The organism is Spirosoma endbachense, from assembly GCF_010233585.1.
In the GTDB taxonomy this organism is placed as follows: domain Bacteria; phylum Bacteroidota; class Bacteroidia; order Cytophagales; family Spirosomataceae; genus Spirosoma; species Spirosoma endbachense.
The window spans coordinates 9,036,892-9,061,153 of the sequence record NZ_CP045997.1 but is presented as its reverse complement, the minus strand read 5'-3'; the positions used below and the strand labels follow the sequence as shown (position 1 = coordinate 9,061,153).

At 48.5% G+C, this 24,262-nt stretch carries 16 protein-coding genes; 7 read left to right on the top strand and 9 right to left on the bottom strand.

The genetic code is table 11. The features are described from left to right. Positions 1 to 155 precede the first annotated feature (155 nt). The 4 genes from GJR95_RS36415 (at position 156) to GJR95_RS36400 (ending at position 2,808) form a co-directional block, all read left to right on the top strand. Complete coding sequence (locus GJR95_RS36415) at positions 156 to 443, top strand: hypothetical protein (protein WP_162390536.1); 288 nt, start codon at positions 156 to 158, stop codon at positions 441 to 443. A gap of 52 nt (positions 444 to 495) precedes the next feature. Further along, a complete protein-coding gene (locus GJR95_RS36410; protein WP_162390535.1) occupies positions 496 to 1,545 on the top strand; it encodes a hypothetical protein in 1,050 nt (349 codons plus the stop codon). A 109-nt stretch (positions 1,546 to 1,654) separates the two neighbouring features. Then, positions 1,655 to 2,329: a hypothetical protein gene (locus tag GJR95_RS36405; protein ID WP_162390534.1), complete on the top strand. Its 675-nt coding sequence runs from the start codon at positions 1,655 to 1,657 to the stop codon at positions 2,327 to 2,329. Positions 2,330 to 2,397: 68 nt separating this feature from the next. Further along, complete coding sequence (locus GJR95_RS36400; RefSeq protein WP_162390533.1) at positions 2,398 to 2,808, top strand: RidA family protein; 411 nt, start codon at positions 2,398 to 2,400, stop codon at positions 2,806 to 2,808. Positions 2,809 to 2,990: 182 nt separating this feature from the next. On the opposite strand, the gene GJR95_RS36395 is transcribed toward GJR95_RS36400, so the two are convergent. From GJR95_RS36395 to GJR95_RS36370, 6 genes are all read right to left on the bottom strand, one after another. Next, positions 2,991 to 5,231: a sensor histidine kinase gene (locus tag GJR95_RS36395; RefSeq protein WP_162390532.1), complete on the bottom strand. Its 2,241-nt coding sequence runs from the start codon at positions 5,229 to 5,231 to the stop codon at positions 2,991 to 2,993. A 774-nt stretch (positions 5,232 to 6,005) separates the two neighbouring features. Beyond that, complete coding sequence (locus GJR95_RS36390; protein WP_162390531.1) at positions 6,006 to 8,459, bottom strand: glycoside hydrolase family 2 TIM barrel-domain containing protein; 2,454 nt, start codon at positions 8,457 to 8,459, stop codon at positions 6,006 to 6,008. A 6-nt stretch (positions 8,460 to 8,465) separates the two neighbouring features. Then, complete coding sequence (locus GJR95_RS36385) at positions 8,466 to 10,664, bottom strand: alpha-amylase family protein (protein ID WP_162390530.1); 2,199 nt, start codon at positions 10,662 to 10,664, stop codon at positions 8,466 to 8,468. A 41-nt stretch (positions 10,665 to 10,705) separates the two neighbouring features. Further along, entirely contained in the window at positions 10,706 to 11,533 is an 828-nt protein-coding gene (locus GJR95_RS36380) for a sugar phosphate isomerase/epimerase family protein (RefSeq protein ID WP_162390529.1), read from the bottom strand. A 92-nt stretch (positions 11,534 to 11,625) separates the two neighbouring features. Further along, positions 11,626 to 13,002 carry a sugar porter family MFS transporter gene (locus GJR95_RS36375; protein WP_162390528.1) on the bottom strand — a complete coding sequence of 459 codons (1,377 nt, stop codon included), beginning with the start codon at positions 13,000 to 13,002 and terminating at the stop codon, positions 11,626 to 11,628. A 69-nt stretch (positions 13,003 to 13,071) separates the two neighbouring features. Continuing rightward, positions 13,072 to 13,899: a phytanoyl-CoA dioxygenase family protein gene (locus tag GJR95_RS36370; protein WP_162390527.1), complete on the bottom strand. Its 828-nt coding sequence runs from the start codon at positions 13,897 to 13,899 to the stop codon at positions 13,072 to 13,074. Between the two features lie 124 nt (positions 13,900 to 14,023). Here GJR95_RS36370 and GJR95_RS36365 point away from each other — a divergent pair, with 124 nt between their 5' ends. Further along, complete coding sequence (locus tag GJR95_RS36365; RefSeq protein ID WP_162390526.1) at positions 14,024 to 14,902, top strand: AraC family transcriptional regulator; 879 nt, start codon at positions 14,024 to 14,026, stop codon at positions 14,900 to 14,902. Positions 14,903 to 14,949: 47 nt separating this feature from the next. Here GJR95_RS36365 and GJR95_RS36360 read toward each other — a convergent pair whose 3' ends face one another. Together GJR95_RS36360 and GJR95_RS36355 are read right to left on the bottom strand one after the other, a co-directional pair. Further along, positions 14,950 to 16,692: a RagB/SusD family nutrient uptake outer membrane protein gene (locus GJR95_RS36360; RefSeq protein WP_162390525.1), complete on the bottom strand. Its 1,743-nt coding sequence runs from the start codon at positions 16,690 to 16,692 to the stop codon at positions 14,950 to 14,952. Positions 16,693 to 16,704: 12 nt separating this feature from the next. Continuing rightward, complete coding sequence (locus GJR95_RS36355; protein WP_162390524.1) at positions 16,705 to 20,034, bottom strand: SusC/RagA family TonB-linked outer membrane protein; 3,330 nt, start codon at positions 20,032 to 20,034, stop codon at positions 16,705 to 16,707. 557 nt (positions 20,035 to 20,591) lie between these two features. Between GJR95_RS36355 and GJR95_RS36350 the strand changes: the two genes are divergently transcribed. Further along, positions 20,592 to 21,227 carry a response regulator gene (locus GJR95_RS36350; protein ID WP_162390523.1) on the top strand — a complete coding sequence of 212 codons (636 nt, stop codon included), beginning with the start codon at positions 20,592 to 20,594 and terminating at the stop codon, positions 21,225 to 21,227. A gap of 1 nt (position 21,228) precedes the next feature. Here the strand turns inward: GJR95_RS36350 and GJR95_RS36345 are convergent, their stop codons facing one another. Further along, positions 21,229 to 23,304: a tetratricopeptide repeat-containing sensor histidine kinase gene (locus GJR95_RS36345; protein WP_162390522.1), complete on the bottom strand. Its 2,076-nt coding sequence runs from the start codon at positions 23,302 to 23,304 to the stop codon at positions 21,229 to 21,231. 468 nt (positions 23,305 to 23,772) lie between these two features. Here GJR95_RS36345 and GJR95_RS36340 point away from each other — a divergent pair, with 468 nt between their 5' ends. Beyond that, a complete protein-coding gene (locus GJR95_RS36340) occupies positions 23,773 to 24,249 on the top strand; it encodes an energy transducer TonB (RefSeq protein WP_162390521.1) in 477 nt (158 codons plus the stop codon). The last annotated feature ends 13 nt before the right edge of the window (positions 24,250 to 24,262 follow it).

Below are 24,262 nucleotides of genomic sequence, written 5' to 3'. Positions count from 1 at the left end.
TACCCCGTTGATAGCGCGAGAGCGTGCCGGGTAGCCCTTGTTCTTTTGGGTTACCAGATTGATAGCATGAGGGCTTATCCTGCTAACGACAGCTACTCTTGGCTCCTTACTTTTGGTTACCATTTTTTAGTTAGCCAAGCCTCACCGCTTACCCTATGAAAGTCTCTCGTTTCTTATTTCCCGCTATTAAAGTGGCTTCGGCAACTGTTCCTGACTTGGTTTCAGCTCCGGACCTTTTTACTCGTTTCCGTGCCGTTTCCCGCTCTCCAATGGTTGAGCATCGGATTCGCTATCGACTGGACTATGGGGTATTGTTATCTCTGTTTTGTCTCTATCTGATTCTGGCATCGGTGGCTTGTTGGTTCCTGGTTGAAGGAATCCAACAGTATCTGATTGATTCCTTCGATCAAACCGACAATTTCTCCTTTCACAGTCCACGATAAGTGGGGTGAAACCCGCTACACCCTTAAACTTAAACGAACACATTCTGCCCTGATGAATAAATTTTCTACACCTGCCGGTACGGCTCAACCCGCGAGTACCATGGATCAGAACCCGGCCATACAATCCACCCGCCGGGATCGCTATTTCTTTGTCGTCATGGCCGTTCTGTTTCCGATCCTGGTTCTGCTTGGGTTTGTTCCCGACTACCAGGTCATCTTGAGTGGAGAGGTAAAGGTCCATTGGTTTACCCATGTGCATGGGGCCATCATGACGGCCTGGTTAGGCGTATTCCTGATGCAAAGCGTTCTGGCGGTCAGGGGGAAGTTAGCCCTCCATCGGAAACTGGGCCTGCTTTCGGTTGGCCTTGGCGTATTGGTTTGGCTCACGATGGGTATTGTTACGTTTCGCGCCCTGATCGGCAATAATCCGCCGATGGCCGATGGCCAATTTGACATTCTGTTCATTCAACTCTACGGCATGCTGCTGTTTGGGGTGTTCTTTACCTGGGGTATTCTGGTCCGAAAAAATGGGGCCTCCCACAAACGCCTGCTTCTGCTGGCCACGCTGGTTATCATGCAGGCGGCCATCGACCGAATCCGCTTCCTGCCGGGCATACAGGCTGGCGTGTTTCCCCGGTTTCTTTACCTGGACGCGCTGCTGATTCCGCTGTTCATCTATGACTGGCTGATGTTCAGGCGCATTCATACCATAACGGGGCTTGGCCTGCTGCTGATTGGCAGCCTACAGGTAGGTATTATTCTTGGCTGGGAGTCGCCGGTCTGGCACCAATTCTGGTTTAACCGGATTTCTCCTTTTGTTGAACAGGTGGTGGAAGTCAAGCTCAGTAACGCCCAAACAGCCCCACTTCTTGGCGATTATGGGGACAAGACCTGGCATATGACTGTCAGCCATGTGGACAGCCTGCTTTATCTCCAACTACCCGGCCAGCCCAGGTTAGAACTAGGGGCTATTTCGGACACCAGGTTGTTCGTGCGGACGATCAACTGGAAGCTACTGTTTGTCAAAGGGCCGGATGGCCGGGTAACCAAGGTCATCAACGATCAAATCAGCATTGTGTGGGAAGCCAGGCGGCTTAAGTAAGCCCCTTTTATCTGTATTGACCAGGACATTCGGAAACATAACTGACTCCTGAAGATAGATAAGAATGTTTCTGTAGTGATGAATCGGTAACGCATTTCAAAGTCGATCGATGAGCATACAAAATTCGGCATTGCGACACATCTCCTATCGCACGGTAAGCTGGATAGCAATCGCCAGTGGCGCCATTGGCGTGGTGGCCACTGGGTTTTTGATTGCGTATTTAGTCCTGCGATCGACCAACCCCGATCAGGGAGTGTTAATGGGCAGGCTTCATGATGTAGGCGTTAGTATTCAGACTCTCCTGATGATTCCCGTTGTGATTGCACTCCACAAAAGATCGAACCAATTGGATCTGGTGATGAGTAAAACCAGGCTGATCATTGGGATTGGATCACTTACCTGTTCTGCTTTCTTCCTTTTGCTTGGACTAACACAAGTAATCGCAGATGTGCTGTACATGTTCCCACAGGGCATTTTCGGGGCCTGGCTAGTGGTTTTCTGCTTACGCAACAAAGGTGTGCTTTCAGTTGGCCTTAGCTGGTTTGGCATACTGGTCGGATTTGGCCTGGCGTTCGTTGGCCTCTTCCCGCTAGAATATGCATTATTTGTTGATCCAATTATTCTTAAAATCCCAGCTGCAGACCCGGAGACGATTGAAAAAATTCCCATAGACGCCACAAATAGGATTGTGCATCAAGTCCTTTTTATCGGCTCACCAATGGGCGTTCTCACGTTGCCCTTCTGGACGCTGCTGCTTGGACGATGGCTGCATCGGACGATTTGATTTATCTTTCGCAAATCATGCGATTTGACTGGTTGACTTACTTAACTGATTATACACTAAAACGGCCCATGGAGAAGCACTTTATGAACCCACAAGGGCTCCCGAAATGGGAGCACGCTTTTTCGCAGATAGTTACGGTTAGTAGTGGCTCAACACAGACAATCTATCTTTCTGGTCAAGTGGCCATGGATCAGCATAACACACTTATTGGTGAGCATGACCTCAAACAGCAGGCGAGACAGGCCTTTGAGAATCTGCAACTAGCCCTTTCTTCGGTAGGTGCTACGACACAGGATGTCGTTAAAATCAATATTTACGTCAAGGATTACAAGCCAGCCGATGCCAGTATCATCAGCGAAGCGTTCAGAATCGCTTTCCCTCATGAAAACCTTCCCGTCAGTACCTGGCTGGGTGTACAAGCTTTAGCACTAGAAGGCTTATTAATTGAGATTGACGCCATAGCAGTAGTGGCAGTATAGCTGAAAACTACTACCGTTCAATATGGTATATTTTTGCAACTCGATATGAATTCGAAATCATTGTAGCGGACTTACTACCTTTTACTGGAAAACGTAAGTTTTTAACTTTTCCTTACTGGTATTCTACTTCTTTCCAGGTTGTTTAGTGCCCAGGCATAGAGAACCAATGGCGACCGGTTTGACTAGGAGGTTGTCAGAACTAGCTTAAGCGGCAAGAGGATCGTCACCTGGGTATATTCCTCTTCCTCCGAATCGATTCGCATCTGACCCTGAAGATTCACTTCCACCACTTCTTTACTTAAATATAAGCTCAAGCCTGTACCTTTGGCCGTAGCCTTGGTGGTAAAAAAGGGACTAAACAGTTGCTTTTGTTCGTGTGCACTTATCCCTCGCCCGTTATCCCGTACCTGAATCTGTACCTGATCCTCGACCACTTGTGTGCTCACCTCCAGATGAGGGTCAAAACCCGTTATGTGACGGCATTTTTCCAACAGGGTATAACACGAATTATCAATCAGCCTATCCAGTACATCACCAAACTCAACGGGCAATAAGTTTACAGGCAGCGGTTGAGGTGCCAGGTTTACCTCCAGCTTGATCGGTACGGTGTGCGTATAGGTATCCAGGGCCTTTTGGAAGGAAATCTCTATCTGCTGGGAAAGGTAGGTATTTATGTCCGTAAGGACGTAGCTTGTCGAACGCTCCTTGAGCAACTTCTGCATATCCTGTAAGATGCGGGCGGTGCTGTTACCATGTTCATGAATCTTGGTCAAATTCTGCTCTAACATACTTGCAGCATCGTCTAGCTCATGCTGCCCATCAAGGGAAAGCGTAGTGTGTTGTTTCTGGATCACCGCTTGTATTTCCTCAAGCAGTTCCTTGCCCATCAGCGAAAAGTTATTAATGTAGTTGAGGGGATTGAGAATCCGGTCAACAATGCCTTTGGTGAGCTTGCCCATGGTAGCCATTTTTTCGGCTTGCAGGAGTTGCGTCTGGGTACTTTTCAAGTCAGCCAACGATTGATTCAGCTGGGCTGTGCGGAGGGTCACTTGTTGTTCAAGGGTTTCATTCTGGCTGGCTAGAAGCTGCTGCTTTTCCCGCTCCTGAACCCGCGCCAGGGCCGAAAGTTGCTCCACCTGCTTCAACTTTTTAGCCAGTGAGCGATTGGTTTTGGCAAACTCGCTGGCCAGAAATAAGGTCATACTCAGGGGTAAACTGAGCGTACCCAGATTGAAGAATACTTGAGCTAATATGAATTGTATATGGACACTAACCGACAACATCGGAAGGATCAGTGCAGCCGTGACCAACAGCACAAAACCACTGGCTCCAATCGTTAAAATCCAATATTCTTTTCCTCGATTCCGAGCGGCCAGTAACAGCCGCCGGGTTGATGTGATATCGGTTAGGATCAGCGCTAAAAAAGTAGCCAGGTCGGTAGGCATAGCCACTTGCAGGATGAACAGGACAAGATAAACACTAAATCCAAAAAGGGCCGTATAAAAGACTATTCCGATTCGTTTATTAAACAGGGTATAGACAGCTCCTAAAAAGAAAAGGTGCGCCCCAAAGATAAAGACCCACTGGGCGATAGCACTGGCCATCCGGTAGGGTACACTATGGAGGTATTGATAGTGTATGGGTTGATTCAAATAAATCGCAGCAACACAAAAACAGAACAAGCCAAACCAAAAATTCGCTTTGTGGGGCGGATACAAGCCGTAAAATAGCAAATGCAGTAGCGCAAGAATCAAAAATAGCCCCACTTTGAAATAGTCTAAGAACATTAGATCAAAGTTGCCGATACTGTCCATTCGGTTTTGGTTCCGTTGGTCCGCCTGGTAAAGCCGAATCAGTAGGAATGGATTGGGCCGGTCGAAGAATTTCAGATAATGGATACCTGGCTGGAGGGCAAAGCGTACGGCCAGCACCTGTTGGGCTTGTGGCCCCAGGAGAAAATGAATCGTTTGTCCTAACGTCTGGTTAGCCCCCGACGGATTATAGGCTTTCACCTGAGTCGGATCTGTGCTGACCTGACCAAATTCGCCAATAAGTTGTCCATTTAAGTATAACTGGGAGGCTACCTGCTGTTCAATCAGCATACTGATTACTTTACCAAGTAACGCCGAATCCAGCTGCATATGAAGTCGTAGCCAGCCCATCTGTATTGGCTGCGTTTTGAGTAACTCCGTGATGTCCTGACTAGGGTCAATTGCTCGCCAGTGCCGATCATCAACATCAGGATTCGCCCACTTCGAGTTGTCTCCTTCGTGCCATCGCCAGCCCTGGTTGAGCGTGATGCCCTGCACGGGTAGAGTGTCCACGTTAAAAATAGGCCTGGTTCGGGCAGGGAGCTTATCTTGGGCAAAGGCTGGGCCAGCGATCAGGCGGAAAATTAGGCAAAGCCAGAAAAGTCGAATCATGAGTAGGCAACGGGCGGAAAGTTAAAGCCAATCTAGCGAAATGAATGATAACCGGCTACCTTTAAAGTCGACCTGCTTCTAAAATTGACCTGTTTCGCCAAAAAACTGGCTGATCGGGTATCTTTTTTGGACTGGCCACCGATCCAATCCGAAGAATACCCATAGCAGAAAACAAGTACAACGTTGAGAAATGCTCCTGCTCCTGTCATCCCATAACCGGTCCCACTGCCCTGTTGGGAAGCGTTCATACCCAGACTCGTACGCATTGATAAGTATCTACGTAATATTGGTTATAGGTTCACTAAAAATCATTCAGGGCATCATTGGTGAAGCGTCATTGGCTAATTAATCAAAAGTAGGTTAGAGCTGGCTGATTGACTAGTAGAAACTGCTGATGGGTTCTTTTTTTACGATAGTAGGTAGGATTGAGTTAGTAACTGCCAGCAGTCGGGTTGTGAATACTCAATTAAAAGGAGCCAGAAAACCATGTCTCCCTCACCATGGAGCTTTTTCTTCGCTGAACGAGTAAAGTGAACGAATTAATTAGGTGCTAAAAGCCTGTTTTCGGCAACTTCCCTCCTACCTAACACTGTTCAATTAAACGTCCAGTTTGGATCATAATCGAGATCTCTACTTTCAACTTAATCGATTGCACATGAACAGTCATATTCCATATAGCTATGTCTCAAATTAGTAGCCATGGGTATAAAAGCGGTTCGATCAGGAATGTTCTGGAGCAGAATCCGTAAGCCGAATTTGAGTTTTATGGTTGAGTTAACGTACCGTAATCATCAATTCACCTGGCTGTACATTGGGAGAACTGGCTTTTAGCGAAATGCTACCTGTCGTTCCTGTCGGGCGAACGATGGCTAAACACCGACCCCGAAACGTTGTTTTTCGAGCCTGTTGAAAGCTGCTCAGATCCGTAGGATTCGCAGTACCTACACCCGCCAATTCGCCCACCCCCGACAGTTGAAATGTAACCGGAAAGTCGGCCGACGGAATTACAATACCCTGCTCATCGACGACCTCAACTGCTACGTAGGACAAATCATTACGGTTTGCACGTATGGTCGACCGATCGGCGGTTAAACGAAGATGGTGCGGCTTTCCGGCAGTACACAGTTCGACAGTGCCCGTTGGTTTGCCGTTTTCAAAACTTGTTGCTTTTAGAATACCCGGCTGATACGGAACTGTAAATATCGCGGTGATGGTGCTATCGGAAATGCGCTGCTCGCCAATCAGTTTGCCATTCAATTCCAGGCGGACCAACGGACTACGCGAGAAAACACGCACCTGAAGTGGTTCTCCTTCGGCTCCCGGCCCATCCAGGCCGGACCAGGACCAGCTTTGGCGTTCGTCTGGCCAACCCCAGTTGGTAACGGTTTCTTTCATACCGTCGGGAATAGGACTATGAACCGCCAGTGAAATGGGGCTATTTCGCCAGACAACATCGCGGTAATAGGATTGCGGTTTTTTAAACCCAATCAGGTCCAGGTCACCGCACCAGGCATTGAACCAGGGCCACGGCAACACTGCCTTTGTGCTGTCTTTATCGGATTTCGGCTGAACAATCGTGTGACCAATGGCTGTTTCGCCCATGTAATCCATGGCGGTCCAGACAAAATCACCGATGACATAGGGGTGTTTTTCGACTTGCTGCCAGTTTTCAAACGCTTCTTTGGCGAACGTTTCCGTACCCACAATAATCCGTTCGGGATGACGCTGATGATCCGATTCATTGTGCTTCCACTCATAATTATAGCCGCCCACATCCAGCAGTGCAAAAGCCTTGTCCGAATCTTCCCAGACGTTGCCGGGATGCTCCCAAAACACGCAAAGTGCTTCGGTAACCGGGCGAGTTGGGTCTAACCTGTGCGCTTCATCAGCCAGTTTTTTAGTGATCTCCAGACCTGATGGGTCGGCCCGCTCGTTGATTTCATTACCGATGCTCCACAGAATGACCGACGGATGATTCCGGTCGCGCTGAATCATTGCGGTCAAATCGCGTTGCCACCACGTATCGAAAAAGCGGTGATAATCCTGTGGCTTTTTGGGTCGCTGCCACATATCGAACGCTTCGTCGATGACCAGCATACCCAGCCGGTCGCAGGCATCCAGTATAGCGGTGGAAGGCGGGTTATGGCTGGTACGAATGGCGTTAAACCCATTGGCTTTTAACAGCTCTACTTTTCGCTCTTCGGCCCGGTCGATGGCTGCAGCACCTAAGGGTCCGTTGTCGTGATGAATGCAGCCGCCTTTCAGTAGAACTCGTTTTCCATTCAGTACAAAACCCCGACTAGCACTGAACTCAATCGACCGGATACCAAACGTAGTGACCAGGCTATCCAGCCGTTTTCGGCCCGCTATGATCACAACGGTCGCCTTATACAAGTGGGGTGTTTCGGGTGCCCAGACCTGCGGGTTCGTTACCGTTAGCACCTGTTTGCTCTCGACTTTACCGTTGGCAGATAGGGGTATGGTTTGCCGGGATGTAGCACTTACCGATTTACCGTTCGGTGCTATCAATGTAGTCTGTACTAAAATCGGCATTGGCTTCCCACTTGTGTTTTCAATCGTCGCAGTAAGCTGCACTTGTGTCGATTTTCCGGTAATCTGTGACGTAGTGATTGATACGCCTACTGGAGCAATATGCACGGGTTCGGCGACGGTTAACCAGACATGCCGATAGATCCCCGATCCGGTATACCAACGACTGTTCTGGCCCAGATTTTTTACGCGTACGGCCAGTACGTTCTTCTGTCCCGACGCTAATAAATAGGGCGATAACTCATAACTGAACGGCGTATACCCATATGGATGATAGCCCAGATGATGGCCATTCAACCACACATCGGTTTCTGTGTACACACCATCGAAATGAATCAGAACCGTCTTTCCTTTTTCCGATGAGCTAAGCGTAAAGGATTTTCGATACCAGCCCGTTCCGCCAACGGTAAAACCCGTAGACGTACTGCCAACACTGGCTCGTGAAAACGGTCCAGCTACCTGATCCTGGGCCTGATTGGGTAAATCCTCAATGCTCCAGTCGTGGGGCAGATCCAGCTTTCGCCAGTTGGCATCGTTGTAGGCAGGCTGCTCAGCCTGAACTGTACTATCTTTCAAAAATCGCCAATCCGAATCGAAAAGCCGGGTTCGGGTTGGTTTCGGCTGAGCAAGTGTATACGTAGTAACAAGTACACAGCATGCTAAAAATAATCCTTTCATAGTCGCTTATTGATACACCAGAAACCCGTTCACGAATGGATTCTCCTGTAAACTCCCGGCATTGATTGTCAATGTACCGTTTTTCCATTCCCATGCGCTAAACGGCTTTTCTGCTTTATTCATAACGGCAACAACTTTGGCTGGCTTCTTTGCGAGTGGAAATTCCACAAAACCGCCATCAAACGGAATCATCGCTAGTTTCTTTGTCTCAAAAATACTCTGCTCATCCTGCGAAATCAGAGCCCAGCGCCCCTGCCACTTCATATGCCGGATAGCCGATTTGTCAAACGGAATCGGGCTCTCCCGCAACGCCAACGCCGTCAGTCGGTTGCTTTCCAGACGTCCCCAGCAATTGGGCACAGGCTCCTGCGATAAGCTGCCTTTTTGGCTATTCAGCCACAACGGGGTCCAGCCTACATTCGTCCGGTGCCACAGCGCCAGTGCCATTCGTCTGCTGATTTTCTGAAGCGGCACCGGCGATCCGTCCTCCAGCTTACGAGGCAGCACTGCGCTCTGCCCACCAATAATGGCGGTATTGAGCAAAACCTCATCATCGGCATTCCAATCATATCCGCTCGACGCCGTAATGGCCATACTCTGCTGTCCTGCCAGCGAACCCCAGATGCTCCATTGGCCGTGACCTTCAACCTCGTGTCCACCCGCGTCGCCCATGTCATCCAGTGCCAGTAGATTCTGAATTGGTCGAAACAAAGGATGAATCGAATAGTATTGAATCGTGATCGTCGGATTGATTTCACGGGCTGCATCTGACACCAGCCTAAGTAGTGTATAGGCAAGATTCTCACCCCGTAGAGCCGGATTTCGGGAGGTAGCGACATCAGGACTGGGAATGCCATAGCCGAAATCCAGTTTTAAAAAATCGGGTTTCAGGTCACGGACAATGGTTTGCGTCCGATTCCGAATCAACGCCACCGCTTTGGCCGAACTGGGGTCCAGACAGTAAAATCCTTTCCCATGCGGATTCATATTCCAGGCGGTTTTTACAGGTTTACCATCGGCTCCACAGAGTAAATCCTCGGTCGTCAGACCAAACTTTTCCGGTTCGCCCAACCAGATGATATTTTGCCAGTACCCGGTTTTCAACCCTTTGGACCGAATATAAGCCAGATCTTCTTTGTATGTCGGAAAACGCTGCTCATTCCAGATACCGCTTCCCTGCGAACTTTCCCATGAATCATCAATCGCCAGTATGTCGGCTTTAAAATCCAGCGCTTTGTCAGTGATCGCTTTCAGATTGAAGTCTCCATTTTTGAAATCGCCCCACGTATTCCAGACATTTAGCTGATGAGTACCGGGTGCTGATTTAAACGATCCAAACGAATCAAAGTAGGCTTTGTAGGCATCATAAGCCGTTGATGCCCAGGCGATACGTAGTGGTTCGTTCCAACTACGCTGGCTGGACGTCGACTTACTCCATAAATCTTCCCGGTACAGATACTGCAAACAACCGTTTGACGATTGAATTTTATAGACCATAGCCGCATCGGGTATGCTACCGGCACCCAGCACAATCCAGCCCGACTGGTTACCCATGGCGCAACTGTAGAAAGGACGCGGAAAAGCTGCTGCATAAGGAGTTCCTAAACTCGGTCCGAAACTGCCCAGTGGTAACGTAGCGTGGCCCAAATCCCACATCCGAAAAAAGCTCTGTGTTGGATTTCCCTTGGCGCTGGGAATGCAAATCCCGGCGGCCTCCCAGTCCGGCCAGAACGGATATTCCTGCGTAGGAGCCCAGACTTTCTCCTCATCGTTCAGTACCGACGTACCAAAATACATCGAAATCAATTTAGGTGGAGTGCCGTTCCAGTTAACCATTAGCTTCGTAATACGGACGACGCCCTGCGTATAGTTCAGTTCCAGGCTCCCACTTCCCAACGTTCCCAAAGCCAGCTTAACCATTCCCCCATTTTCCCGCAGACCGCTGGCGTCAGCAAGTGTTGCTTTAACATAGTATCGCCCACCCGATTCAGTCTGGAGCCAGAATGCAGGCAAAAGGCTCCCTTTCCAGAGCGTTCGACGTGGTTCCTCTTTCCGGAGTAAGGCCGAATCGTTCGCAATATTCCAGTAAAATTCGTAGCCATCGGATTTCACAGAAAAGATGGTTCCGGCCAATACGTTGCCGGATAAGCTGAGAAATAGGCAAACGTATAAACAGCTTTTAAAAAAGCGGAAGGAAGGCTTCATTCGGTGAGGCTAATGTTTAACCCTATTAGGTCTTAGAGATCTTATAGGTTTGTGAAATTTTCATACCGCTTGCGAAGAAACTCCATCATATACTGGTTCACCTCCCATTGATTGACCACCGGCTGGCGCGTGTAGGGTTGCAGAAACATATAGGGTGGTGCTCCAAATTCAGGGGTGAATGTACAAATCGACCGGTCGTTCTGCCGATGCAAGGCGACCACTCGATCCCAAATGTCCAGATGCTGCTGCACCGCTTCCTGCCATTCCGGAGCACGCGGGTCAGAAATCTGCGGACCTTCGGTATGCCCAACCCGACAGTGAATATGATCCGTTCGGGAAATGGCAAGTGCCACCGCTTCCGGCTGATCATGGAGGAACGTTTCGGCGGTATTGAACCAATGCGAAATGTCGAGCGTAATCCGCAGATTCGGCAACCGGTCGAGATACATACGAGTTATATGGGCAGCAAAACTGAACTTGCCCCGGTGCGTCTCATGAATGATCGGCACATTGGTCTGGGCGGCTATCGAATCGGCCAGCGCGATCAATTTTTCATTTTGAGAAACGCTATAATAATCCTTCCCGGTCTGAGTATTGATAAACAGCGGTCGGGCCGCAGCCAGTGCCAGAAGTCTCTTCTCAAATTCTGAATAATACTGGTCAAAATCAGAACACACAGTCTCCCAGTGCTGACCAATAAACTGAAGTCCCAGTTTAGCAAGTTCGTTTAACAGGATGTCTCGTTCACTGTTTTCTACTGGCAAACCAGCCTCTACACCCTGATAGCCAGCTGCCTTTACAAGTCGTAGAAACTCTTTCCAGGGCATTTGTTCCTGGCCCCAGCGTGGGCAAAAAAAATGAAAGTTCATGGGTGTTCGTTAGCTGGGCTTTAGTCAAAAACCCGTGCGATGGTTAATCTTCGCGCCATCAGAAACCATGGCATGGCTTTTTGACTAATGTCTTATTTGGTCAACAGTTGTTCAATTTCTTCCAATGACTTTCCTTTGGTTTCCGGTACGTTTGCTTTCACAAAAACAAAGTAGATCAGGCAAATCCCGGCATGAATGCAGAATGTAGCCGGAAGGCCCAGGTAAGTTTTCATCACCGGAAACGAAGCCGTGGTGAAGAAGTTGGCAATCCATAAAGCCAGCGTTGATAGCGCCATGGCATTGCCCCGAATTCTGTTTGGGAAAATTTCGGAGAGAGCAACCCAGGTAACGGGGCCTAACGTAGCGGCATAGATGGCAATGAAACCCAGAACGAACGTCAGAATCCAGTAACCGGGCCACTGAAAATAAAAGGCTGCAGCTAACGCCAGTGCATCGGCACAAAGCAGTGCCGAACCGTATAGCAGCAAATACCGACGACCAATTTTATCGATAGCCCCGATAGCAAAAAAAGTGAATACGAAGTTGATTAACCCCAGAATAACGGATTGCAGAAAAGCCGAGTCTTCAGCCATACCGGCCTGCTGGAAAATGGCAGGTGCATAGGAAAATAACGAATTCTGCCCGTCTGCCTGCGAAAAAACGGCGATTCCGATTCCCACCAATACAATCCCAAACAGGTCTTTGTTGAACAGGTCGCGGATATTTTCTTTGATTTCCTGCGAGAAACTTTGCCGAATAGCTTCGCTTTCCTGTTTGGCGTAACTAACGCCCCCAATCCGGGTCAGCACTTGATTGGCGAATTCGTTGCGTTGTTTTCGAATCAGCCAGCGGGGGCTTTCGGCGACCAGAAACAGGCTAAAAAAGAAGAAAATAGCGGGTAATGACTGCGATGAAAACATCCAGCGCCAGTTGTTTATGCCTGTATTCAGGAGCAGGTAATTGGCGAGATACGCCAGCAAAATTCCCGTTGTGATGGCCAGTTGATACATGGCAACCAGCCGTCCGCGCAAGGGAGCGGGTGCAGTTTCGGCAATGTACATTGGGCAAACCAGCGCTGCCGCCCCGACCGCTACACCACTCAATAAACGGAAGAAAACAAACGTAGTGAAACCCGTTGCCCAGCCCGTACCTACGCCCGATATGGCAAACAAAAGTGCGCAGAGAATCAGTGTTTTTTTACGCCCCAACGTATCACTTAGTTTCCCGGCTGCCAGGGCCCCAACCGCAGAGCCGAGGTTAATACAACCGACAGCCCATCCGGTTTCGATGTTATCCAGCCGGAAATAATCGCTGAAAAAGCGCACAGTTCCCGAAATAATGGCCATATCAAAGCCGAACAATAGTCCGCCAAGAGCCGCTACGATACTAATCAAATAGATGTAATTGAGGTTGTAGACGTGCGTACCACGGCCTGCTGTGTCGAGTTGAGAAGGAATTGCGATTGCCATACAATGGGGGTCTTGGAAAACCTATAAGGTCTCAAAGACCTTATAGGTTTAAGGGAATCAATTACTTAACTACGTCAAGGATAAATCATTTTCCTTGTTTAGAAAATCCGTTTGGTCAGTAATTCCAGAAACTTGCCAGGTTAGGAGAGCGTCGTCCGGTACGGTTTCTAAAGGTGTAATACAAGATGTAGACGGCTCATTGTAAGGAACATTACCCTGACGGTTGTAACACGAAATGAGCGACCATCGGGCATGTTCAGACAAGTTTGCTTCGGACCGATGAAGTAGGTTACTGTGAAAAAACAAGGTATCCCCCGGCTTTAACTCCACGTAAATAAGCTCCATCGTTTTCAGAGCGAGATCAACGTACCGTTGGGAAGCACCAACCTGTTCGCCAGCAAAGCCATGCTCAACCCGACCCATTTTATGAGAGCCTTTAATGACCTGCAGACACCCATTTTCTTTCGTTGCTTCCGTGATCGCCACCATGACCGAAAACATTTGGTCGGGCAGTAGAAATTCGTTTTTGTACCAATAGCCATAGTCCTGATGCCACTCCCAGGCACCACCCACGCGAGGTTCTTTCTGCATCAGTTTCGAGTGAAAATGACATACCGGCGATGAACTATCCAGCAATTTGTCCACCGATTGCACGATACGTTCGCTGCGGGTCAGCAAGCTATACATGTCGTTTCCGGGCGTGAACCACAGCGCGAGTTTGGTTTTTTTTCCTGACTGATCATTCAGATCGTATGAGTGCCGGGAAATGGCCGTGTCATCGATGGCCACTTGATAAAGCCTATTCATTTCCTCAGCCGAAAACAACTTTGTGACAATCAGATAGCCATCCTGGTGGTATTGCGCTATCTGCTCGTCAGACAACTGATATACTGGCATAAAGATGAGATGTTAAATTTCTTTACGTATTGATAAAATAGTATTTTAATAGTGCAAATTGAAGGCAATAAAAGGCATGATTCCACTAGTTTTGTGTCAGAAGGCAATACGATTTTAACAGGTTATGAAAGCGCTATTAGAGAAACTTCCAGCCACTGAGCGATCCTCCTTTAAGCTTTACAATTTCAACTTTCCGTATTTCCCGACACCCTGGCATTTCCATCCGGAATATGAATTAGTGCTGGTCGTAAAGAGTCATGGCCAGCGAATTATTGGCAACGGCATCGGCGATTTCACCGATGGTGATCTGGTATTCATCGGTGCCAACGTACCGCATATCTACCGAAACGATTCCGTTTTTTATCAGCAGTCGGCCGACCACCGGGCCGAATCGGTTATTGTCCATTTCCTGGAAGACTTTCTTGGCGAGCCCTTTATGGAACTTCAGGAAATGATACCCATCCGACAGTTGTTTCAGCGGGCCGCTTTAGGTCTCGAAATTCTCGGCCCTACCAAAGACTATGTCATTGCCCGTATGATGGAGATGTCGCAGCAGGAAGGCATGCGTCGGCTTCTCCTTTTGCTGGACATTTTAACAACCCTGGCAGAATCTTCTCATCTACGTGCCCTGTCTACTCAAATTATTGAAGGCAGCAATCCGGTTGAAAGCGAGAAGGTAAGCCTGGTTTTTGACTACATTTCTCAACATTATCAACGCCGGATTGCCCTTCGTGAAATCGCCGATCTGATGAATATGTCCGTTCCGTCGGTCTGTCGGTTTATTAAACGACGAACGCACAAAACGCTTATCAATCTGATCAATGAACTACGTATCAGTCATGCCTGTAAACTTCTGACAGATACCAATCTATCGATCATTGAAATCTGCTACGATTGTGGTTTCCAGAACCTCTCCAATTTCAACCGACAGTTTCGTTTACTGAAAAACAGCAATCCTCAGACATTCCGCAAGCAACTCTGGAACAGTAACCCGCAGGAATAGACGATTCAAAAAATATACGCACTAAGAATGTTTAACCGGCATCCTGATCAATACCCGGTATTCTGTTTCAGTACGTTGTTGCTCAAGTCGATCTGGCGCTGCGGGATGGGAAAATATTCGTTCTTTCCAGCAGTGAATTTTACACCAACGAGGTAGGTACGTAACGTGCTTTCATATTGTAGATATTTCGTCAGTGTAGATTCGGCCTCACCCCAACGTACCAGATCGAAAAAGCGATGTCCTTCCATACCCAGCTCAAGTTTTCGTTCAAAATGAACCGCTTTTCGTGCTGTAGCCTGATCAGGCCAGGCTTGTTCGTATAAACCAACTTTATAATTGGCCGCGGGCGAATTGGTGCCGTCTTTCATGACCCAACTGCTTGACTTGGCAGCTCGGGCCCGTACTTCATTGACATAGGCGCGGGCTTTGGTTAAATCGCCCCCTTCTGCTTCACATTCGGCCAACCATAGTATGACATCGGCAAAACGGATCAGGTTGGTATTAATAGCCGTAACGGTACTCGCCCAGAACGAACCATCTGTCAGTGTTCCTTTTTGGGATTTGTAATAAACATTCTTTTTCGTGTTATAAGGCCCACCATATGCCTGGTCGCGCTGCCAGCTAATGCCTTGATGCGGGCCGTAATCCAGAAAAGGAATGCCTCGCCGACCGACGGTCCAGTCTAACCGTGAGTCCACAGTACCCGAATAGGGTGTAAACGGATCGGTGATCGCAATTCCTTCATCGCTGGTGACCGGATTGGTATTATACGTATCGAAATCGGGCAACCCGGTCGCACTGACTTTATACGAATTAACCAGATCCTGTGAAGGTTGAAAGAAGCCACAGCAATCGAATGGGCCACCGTAGGGCGCATTCAATACATCTCCATAGTTGGCATTAGCCGCCGAGGCTCCATCGTTGACCGAACTCTGAGACGCAAATATGGACTCCCTGGAATTTTTTGTCGCTGCGTTAAAATTATCCTGATACTTATCAAGCAGGCCGTATTTAACCCCAGACGGATTTACGCCCCGTTGGTAAACCTGCTCCAGCACAACTTTGGCTTCAGCATATTTTTTCTGAAATAGCAGGCACTTGCCCAGCATGGCCCCTGCCGACCACTTGTTTGCCCGACCGATAGCACCCTGTAATTCAGGCAAATTGTCGTAAGCGAATTGTAGATCAGCCTGTATTCTAGGCCAGATATTCTGGTCATTTGCTACGTTTACCTTGACGTTAGGGACTTGAAAATCGGTCATTGTTTCATCGATAAACGGGACTAAATTCCACATTTTTTTCGCTTCAAAATGATAATGGGCGCGTAAAAACCGGGCTTCTCCTTCGATTCGCTTGCGGTCTGCTGCCGATATATCCGTTGCACCGGGCATTGTTTTCAACACAATATTGGCTCTCGTGACGCCTTCGTAAACGACCTTCCATTTATCACTAAAAAACCCGTTTGTCGGAATCGGTATATAGGCTTCTATTGCATTGATTTCTGGCTGATCGGTGCCAGTGCTGCCTTTATGAGCATCTCCGCCTGCTATACTGCCATAAACCCAGTTGGAGGCCGCACTTGACCAGGAACCAAGCGTTGTAGTACCGACACTGTAGCCATCCAGCATGGAATAAGACCCAATGAGCAGCGATTCAAGTCCGTTCTTATTCGCCAGCGATGCGGCATCGAGCGTACCATATGTACTTTTATCCAAATAGGATTTGTCACAGCTAATTAATCCACCGACTCCCAGACAGCTAATGATAAAGGGGTATAGTAACTTGCGCATATGAGTAAGTAATTAAAAGTTGATACTAGCCCCAACGAGGTATTGCTTGACGGCTGGATAGGCGCCTGCGTCGATGCCCGCAGCCCGATCGTCGGTGCTGATAATTTCCGGATCCAGGCCAGTGTAGCGCGTAATGGTGAATAGGTTTGTGGCTTGTATATAAACTCGTAGCCGGTCAATCCCAATCTGATTTAATAAATGCGTCGGGAGCGTATAGCCGAGGCTTACATTTTTCAGCCGTAGATAGGATGCGTCTTCTTTGTAGTAGGAATTTGGAATCGCGTTTGTACTGAAATTCCCTACCGTTTCCTGGATTGGCACTTTTGCGCCCACATTGTCGGGCCGCCAGGAATTGTACAGTGCATCTTTGCTTTTATTGGTGATCCCCTGCGAATAAAAATCCGTTGTGAATCGGGCATAGTTAATAGCATCGCGGCCCTGAACGCCATAGAAGAAACCAGCCAGATCAAATCCTTTGTAGGCCAGGTTTAGGTTTAAGCCATATGTGAACTTAGGGTTCGGATTACCGAAGAAGACCCGATCATCAGTGTCGATTTTCCCATCGCCATTGGCGTCCCGATATTTAAACCGGCCAGGGGCTGCACTCTGTTGAGTAGGCGATTTGGCTACGTCATCCGCGCTTTGAAACAACCCAATTACGTCGTAGCCAAAGTATGCGTTGATCGGGTGGCCGACCGCATTTCTCGTAAAGACACCACCAATCCGGTTCTGTTCATTCAGCGGACTGTTGTAATCAAAATACGAAATGCCATCGGCAATTTTCGTGATTTCATTTTTATACGTAGTGAGCGTCAACGTAGCGTCGAGCTTTACTTTCCGGAGGTTTGCCCGTTGCGAAATGGCCAGATCAATACCTGTATTTTTCATGCTGCCTACGTTGAAAAAAGGCGGATTTTGGGAGGCAATACCACCCGCTGTGGCCAACTGCTCAACGGTGTATAAGAGGTTATTGGTTTTCTTCTGGTACCAGTCAAACGAGATGTCTGTTTTACCACCGAAAAGCGTAGCGTCGAAGCCCACATTGGTCGAAACGTTGGTTTCCCATTTACCCGCGCTGTTGCCAATAAAGGATAAGTAATAACCCGATTGAGGAGTCGTACTCGTTCCGCCAATGTCGTAGGAAGCAGCCCCTTTGCTCGTAGAAAACTGTGTGTATTGATTAGCCGGATCGATCCGTTGGTTACCCATCAGACCATAACTCCCGCGCAGTTTCAAATCAGTTAGCCAGGTTACGTTTTTCAGAAACGCTTCCTCAGAAATACGCCAGCCTAACGAACCCGCCGGAAAAACAGCGTACCGATTATCAACCCCAAAGCGGGAAGAGCCGTCTCGCCGGACAATGACACTGGCGAGGTATTTGCTTTTGAACTCGTAATCGACCTTGCCGAATAAGGAGAATAATGACGCTGGCGTATTGGGGAAGCCGCTCACCAACTGGTTAGATGTGCCCGAACTGAGCGTAATGGCATTCATGTTGGTATACAGGAAATAATTACTTCGCGACCCTTCAATGCGATTGCCCGCATCGTCTACCGCTTCGGTACCTGCCAATACCTGCAGGCTGTGATCACCAAATGTGTTTTTATAGGTTAGCTGGTTTGTCCAGGTCCACGACCGATTTTTGAAAAAGCCAACGGCAAGTGTCGGGTTCCGGTTGTTTTCGGCTCCCTCGTATTCAATCGTTGGGTAGTTGGTGTAATCATTCGTGCCGTAATTGCCGCCAAAGCTGGTGCGTGCCGTAAAGTGCTTCAGGAAGTCAACTTCCAGGTACATGTTCCCAAAAATGCCGAACGTATTGGCTCGATTATTTTTGGTACGTTCCCGAACGGCTACCGGGTTATCGGCCGTTCCCAATCCGTTTCCTTTTGTTCCAGCGAAATCCCCTTCCCGAATCGTGTAGAGCGGCACAATGGGCAAAATATAGCGTGCCAGCGCCAATTCACTGGCTTCGGTATTATTAGCTGCCGTATTGGCCTGTGACGTATAAACCTGTAGATTTTGGCCGATTCGGATGTTCTTTTTTAGTGTAAACTCCGTATTGATACGGGCCGAATAACGCTTGTAAAAATTCTCGATGACAATACCATCCTGGTTGAAATAATTGAGGCTGAACAAGTACCGGCTCTTGTCGGGTGCACCACCCGAAACGGTGAGATTGTGATTGGTAATTGGCGCATTACGCGTTATTTCTTTCCACCAGTTCGTCCCCTGCTTATTGGCTTTGACAATTAAATAAGGCGCATAATTCGCATCGGCTAAATTGGCGTAGCTTAAATTATATAAGGCTGGATTTGTTGCCGGATCGCCTTCTTTTAGCCCGGATGCCGTACCCGCAAGCAGATAATCGGGCAATACGGGCGTTGCGCCTTTGCCATACTGAACACTTTGCTGAGGCTGTCCGGAGTTCTTCAGCGCCAACCATGTCAGGTCAGCATACTCCTGTGGATTCAGCATGTTGGTCCACCCTTTGCCGGGGTCCTGAATGCCATACGATACGTCGTAAGCCACTTTTGCATTGCCTGTTTTTCCTTTTTTCGTTGTGACAACAATGACGCCATTCGAAGCACGAGCGCCATAAATAGAGGCCGAAGCTGCGTCTTTCAACACCTGCATCGACTCAACATCACTGGGGTTAATACCTAGCAACGAACCTGTCGGAACGCCATCTACAATGTATAAAGGATCGTTACCGGTAAATGAAGCAAAGCCCCGAATCCTGACGGTCGATACACTTCCCGGCTGATTGTTACTAATTACGGTTACCCCGGCGGCTCGTCCCTGTAGCTGATTTTCAGCCGTCGACGCGGGCAACGACTGGAGATCGCTTACTTTAACAATGGCAACTGAACCTGTAATATCTTTCTTCCGCTGCGACGAATAGCCCGTTACGACGACCTCCTCCAACGCCTTGGCATCATCGGACAGTACTACGTTTAAAATCGACTGGTTATTGACTGGAATTTCCCGCGCGGTGAAGCCAATAAAGGAGAAGACCAGCGTTACGTTCCCGTCTGGTACACTGATCGCATAATTGCCACTTGCATCCGTAATCGTACCGATAGTTGATCCTTTTATGACGACACTAACACCCGTCAGCGGATCTCCTTTGGCATCCGAAACTTTCCCTTTAACGCCAATATCCTGATTATGAGCACCACTAGAAATATTTATTTTCACAACTTCACTGGCTAGGGTGTTTGGTTCTGAAGGGAGGGAACGGGCAGTTACTACATTCGTATGCAGAAAGACAATGAGCAATAGGTACGTGCTTCGGTCAATAAGTCGAAACAGGAACCTTGCTAGGTAGAGGTTACTATTCATAGTAAAATTGATTTAGGAGAAAACACGTACTGCATTTTGAGGGATACGCATATCGCACTCAGCTTTGGAACTGGTTTGTTTTTGAAAATTCGCAAAGAAGAGATGTTAATTTTACCCCATATGGCAAAACTATTATTTCAATAATGCAAATAGACAGCGATATAAGCCAAGATGCCACTAGTTTCGGATCAGAAGGCGATACGATTTTAACATGCCTTTAATTTGTGTATTGATAATTTATAAAGTATGGATAAACCAGAAGATCTGGATGGGTTTATCCTGATGTGCAGGGACATGAAGCAGTCTATAAAAATAAATCTATCCTCATAAAATGCCTTTCAAGCTCAAAAATCGTTCAGTTAAACGTCCGACTCCCACCTGATAATTTGCTGTCTATCAAATTCAGTTTTTAACATACGGGTGCATTAGCGCTGCAAAAAGGGAGGTAGTTGTAGGACCAGGCCGCATAATGTAACCGTTCACTCAAAAAGTAGACGAATGTTTAACTAAATAACCGACTCTTGCGTAAAAATTTGCACTAATCAGGCTCTGTCTTCATGTACAATATCGTCCTCGTTGATGATCATCAGGTCGTGCTGGAAAGCTTTGCGAACCTGCTGGCTACATCCGACCGTTTTCGGGTTGTCGGTACGGCCCAGTATGAATCGGATCTATTTCATATTTTGGAGCAAAACCACCTAAACGGCCAGGTTGTCAATGTGCTTGTAACGGACATGCTCATGCCCAACCTGAACATACTTAAACTGGTCTCCTCAGTGAAAGCTAAGTATCGGAATGTAGCGATTCTGGTATTGTCTGGCTCCGATGATGTAGGGATGATTCGTCAGGTGAAGCAGGCCGGAGCCAGTGGGTATGTGACAAAGACCGCCGATAAAGCCGAACTCTTCGATGCGATTCTGGCCGTAGCGGCCGGTCGTCAGTATATGGACAGTCGCGTTTTCGCCATGCAGGAAATGCCATCGGCTTCGTCGATGGACGATTTGCTTACGGACCGGGAAACGCAAATTGTCAGTCTGATTTTAGATGAGTTATCCAGCAATCAGATTGCCGAGCGACTCTTTATTTCGTTTAATACCGTGGAGACGCACCGAAAACGGATATATCAGAAATTAGGGGTGACAACCTCGCTGGGCCTGATGAAACGGTCGCTTAGCCGGGCATTTTCCAGGTAGTTTACGGCAGCAGAATACTGGCCTTCGTCCCACCCCTCTGGTCTGATTCCATCCGGAATTGGGCACCAATCGTTTCAGCCCGCTCCCGAATATTGGCCAATCCGAAGCCATCCTGAAGCGTATCGTTCAGTCCAACGCCGTCGTCCGACACGTGTATCACTACACTTGTGTCCTGCCAAACCAACTCAATATGAGCCATTTGCGCATTTGCATGACGAAGAATGTTCGTACAAAGCTCCAGGCAGATCACGTACAGATTAAACTTTACTTCCTGCGTAAGCGGCCGTTTGTCGAAGGATTCACCGTTCAGCATAAACTCGGTTTTCCCCACCTGATTCAGTTTTTTAACTAACCCCATGAGCGACACGGACAAATCCTGCTGGAGTAACTGGTCGGGAATAAGATTGTGCGACAACTCTCGCACCTGTGTGGCGGCATCGGTAAGCAGGTCTAAACTGTTTTCGTAGAGCTTCTTGTCGCGGGGGGGCAGTACAGCTGAATCGATCGTCTGGAAGGTCATTTTGGTGGCTCCAAGCAAACTACTCACCCGGTCGTGAAGCTCGGTAGCCACACGTTTGCGCTCCAGCGTCTGACCTTTAATCAGGGCCAGTTGAATCTCGCTGTTTTTGGCGCGCAGGGCAACGTTCGTCCGGCGGAGTTTAAAGCTATAATACAATAGCAGCAGTCCCACAACGCTACTAAGCACTATTCCAACCAGTAACAGGATACGTTCGGTGGCCTGTTGATCAATTTTTAGCTGCTTGATGGTCGCTTGCTGAAGCGCCTGTTTCTGGGCCGCTCCAGCCGTCAATTGCTGTCGCTCGAGCTGGTTTTTCAACGCGTTTGTCTGCGCCAGCCGTCGTAATTCGTTTGTTTTGAATGAGCTGCTGAGCCGGTCGATTTCGGCCTGTTTTGCCAGGTTCTGGTAGCGTTGTTGCTGCAACAGCCGTTCCTGCCTGTAAGCCGTTTCGAGCCGATCTCGGTCGAACTTAGCCTTGGTGCGCAGACTTTCGGTCTGGTTGATCGCCTGTTGCGCTTCGGACTTTGTAGCCTCGTAAAGCCGCTGGTACATAAATGCGCTCTTCCAGTCCTGTTGCTGCTCATAAGCGCTTACGAGCACTGAATAGGCTGTCAACCTGGGAGCGTAAACTTTCTGGTTTTTCACTAAGGCGTCCTGAGCAGCCGCAATTGCTTCGGAATATCGGCATAAGCCGAGGTAGGCAAGAGACAAATCGGCCAATGCATCGGCCTGGGGTAGCGGAGCATTGAGTTGGCCCCAATATGCAACAGATTGGGTCAGGTACTGAATCGCCTGCGTAAATTTCTGCTGGCTGTTGTATACCTGTCCAATGGCATTTGTCAGAAACGCTTTATTGGAGACCGGCACGCTGGGTTGCTGGTTCAGCAGGTTCCATGCCAGTAAGAAATGGGCTTCGGCCTTATTTATCTGCTGCTGGCCCTTGTAGGCACTGGCTAACGACCGGTGGAGGTCCGACAAGTGGATCGGATCAATTTTTTTGTCACGGCCAAACCAGGCAATACTTTTCTGTAGATACGTCACGGCCTCACCGTACTCACCGATCATGTTGCTGATGTGGCCAAGGTTGCGGTAAATCCGCCAGAAATAGAGGTCGAATTTATCAGGGCCCGTTTCAACGAGCGACAATAGGTCGTAATTGACCTGAATCGCCTGGGGATAATTGCTTGCCACCTCTCGGTAGTATCGTTCAATCTGCAACAATGCCTTGATCTGGAATTTGACATTCTTTTTCCGCACGGCGAGCCGAAGCAGGTGATTGGCGACGACGAGGACGCTGTCGCGATTGGCCCTGCCGCTATAATGGACATACCCTAAGAAATGCAGGTATTCCATACGGGCGGTGTCGACGGTGGGTGTTGGACGCAGCCGGTCGAGGCCCGCCAGCCGAACACGGGTAGCATGCAGGAGGCTGTCCACATAGACTCCGTCTGTGCTACGGTCGAAATTAAACGGGGGCGTGTCATAGCTCTGCGCCTGTAGCGAACCGCTAATGGCCAGCCAACCCATCAGCAGCATCAGGGTAAGGAAAGGTTTCATAGTGGACACTAAGTGAGTCAGGTCTAGGCGCGACCAGGCATGAACGATCATTTATACTAACAAGCCCCTAAACCAGTGATTATAAAAGGCATCGTAACAAGTACGATTCACCTATAACCAGTTGATTTACAGATCAAAAATAGCCTTCTTTTTTTATTAAAATACAGGTATCGATTATGGCTTACTCAACGGTCATGCATAAATGTGTGTAGATCCTCAAGCCTGTCAAAAAGGAAGCATAACGACACTAATGATAGGAACCGCGTAGCGGCTACCGACGAACAATACTGCTACGCATTTCTGGTTTTGCCCCGCGATTTTGGTAAGCAGGCGGGCCGTTTATCCCGAAAATCACCGAAATCAGTGACAAAAAACCACGGATTTCGGTGATTTTTTCGACGCGACGAGTGCGGAATTTTGCAGCGACAAATAACTAATGGTCAACTTAAAACAATTTCCTCTTTTACCATGAAACGAATCACATGGACGTTCGCTTACTTTTCGGCAATCGGTTTACTGACTGTAGCGCCGTTTCTGCCCACTTTGGGTTCTACTTCTCCTAATGGCCCGGAGATGGTTTCGGATACTACTCCTACGCTCCGACCAGTGCAACTCGCCGACGAGTTGGTTCTGCTGACTAATGACCCCTCCTTTCCGGGTGGATCGAAGGCGTTAGGAGCCTATTTTGATAACGCCGATCTGTATCCGGAAGCAGCGCGACAAATTGGCCTGCAAGGCACAGTACAGGTTCGATTCAAAGTGCAGCCAACCGGAAAACTCACCAACATTAAGGTGGTGCAGTCGAAGGGAGCCATCCTGGACAAAGCTGTCTACGACTTGATTTCGAACATGCCCGCCTGGTTTCCGGCACACCGCGCCGGGATGGCTGTTCCGGCATACACCCAGTTGCTGGTCACCTTTCGGCTGAACAAGATCGGTTTCTAATGCTCATCCCGCT

Bases quoted from the DNA above. Each gene is read 5' to 3' on its own strand.
- GJR95_RS36415 (WP_162390536.1), top strand. From the start codon at position 156: ATGAAAGTCTCTCGTTTCTTATTTCCCGCTATTAAAGTGGCTTCGGCA.
- GJR95_RS36410 (WP_162390535.1), top strand. From the start codon at position 496: ATGAATAAATTTTCTACACCTGCCGGTACGGCTCAACCCGCGAGTACC.
- GJR95_RS36405 (WP_162390534.1), top strand. From the start codon at position 1,655: ATGAGCATACAAAATTCGGCATTGCGACACATCTCCTATCGCACGGTA.
- GJR95_RS36400 (WP_162390533.1), top strand. From the start codon at position 2,398: ATGGAGAAGCACTTTATGAACCCACAAGGGCTCCCGAAATGGGAGCAC.
- GJR95_RS36395 (WP_162390532.1), bottom strand. From the start codon at position 5,231: ATGATTCGACTTTTCTGGCTTTGCCTAATTTTCCGCCTGATCGCTGGC.
- GJR95_RS36390 (WP_162390531.1), bottom strand. From the start codon at position 8,459: ATGAAAGGATTATTTTTAGCATGCTGTGTACTTGTTACTACGTATACA.
- GJR95_RS36385 (WP_162390530.1), bottom strand. From the start codon at position 10,664: ATGAAGCCTTCCTTCCGCTTTTTTAAAAGCTGTTTATACGTTTGCCTA.
- GJR95_RS36380 (WP_162390529.1), bottom strand. From the start codon at position 11,533: ATGAACTTTCATTTTTTTTGCCCACGCTGGGGCCAGGAACAAATGCCC.
- GJR95_RS36375 (WP_162390528.1), bottom strand. From the start codon at position 13,002: ATGGCAATCGCAATTCCTTCTCAACTCGACACAGCAGGCCGTGGTACG.
- GJR95_RS36370 (WP_162390527.1), bottom strand. From the start codon at position 13,899: ATGCCAGTATATCAGTTGTCTGACGAGCAGATAGCGCAATACCACCAG.
- GJR95_RS36365 (WP_162390526.1), top strand. From the start codon at position 14,024: ATGAAAGCGCTATTAGAGAAACTTCCAGCCACTGAGCGATCCTCCTTT.
- GJR95_RS36360 (WP_162390525.1), bottom strand. From the start codon at position 16,692: ATGCGCAAGTTACTATACCCCTTTATCATTAGCTGTCTGGGAGTCGGT.
- GJR95_RS36355 (WP_162390524.1), bottom strand. From the start codon at position 20,034: ATGAATAGTAACCTCTACCTAGCAAGGTTCCTGTTTCGACTTATTGAC.
- GJR95_RS36350 (WP_162390523.1), top strand. From the start codon at position 20,592: ATGTACAATATCGTCCTCGTTGATGATCATCAGGTCGTGCTGGAAAGC.
- GJR95_RS36345 (WP_162390522.1), bottom strand. From the start codon at position 23,304: ATGAAACCTTTCCTTACCCTGATGCTGCTGATGGGTTGGCTGGCCATT.
- GJR95_RS36340 (WP_162390521.1), top strand. From the start codon at position 23,773: ATGAAACGAATCACATGGACGTTCGCTTACTTTTCGGCAATCGGTTTA.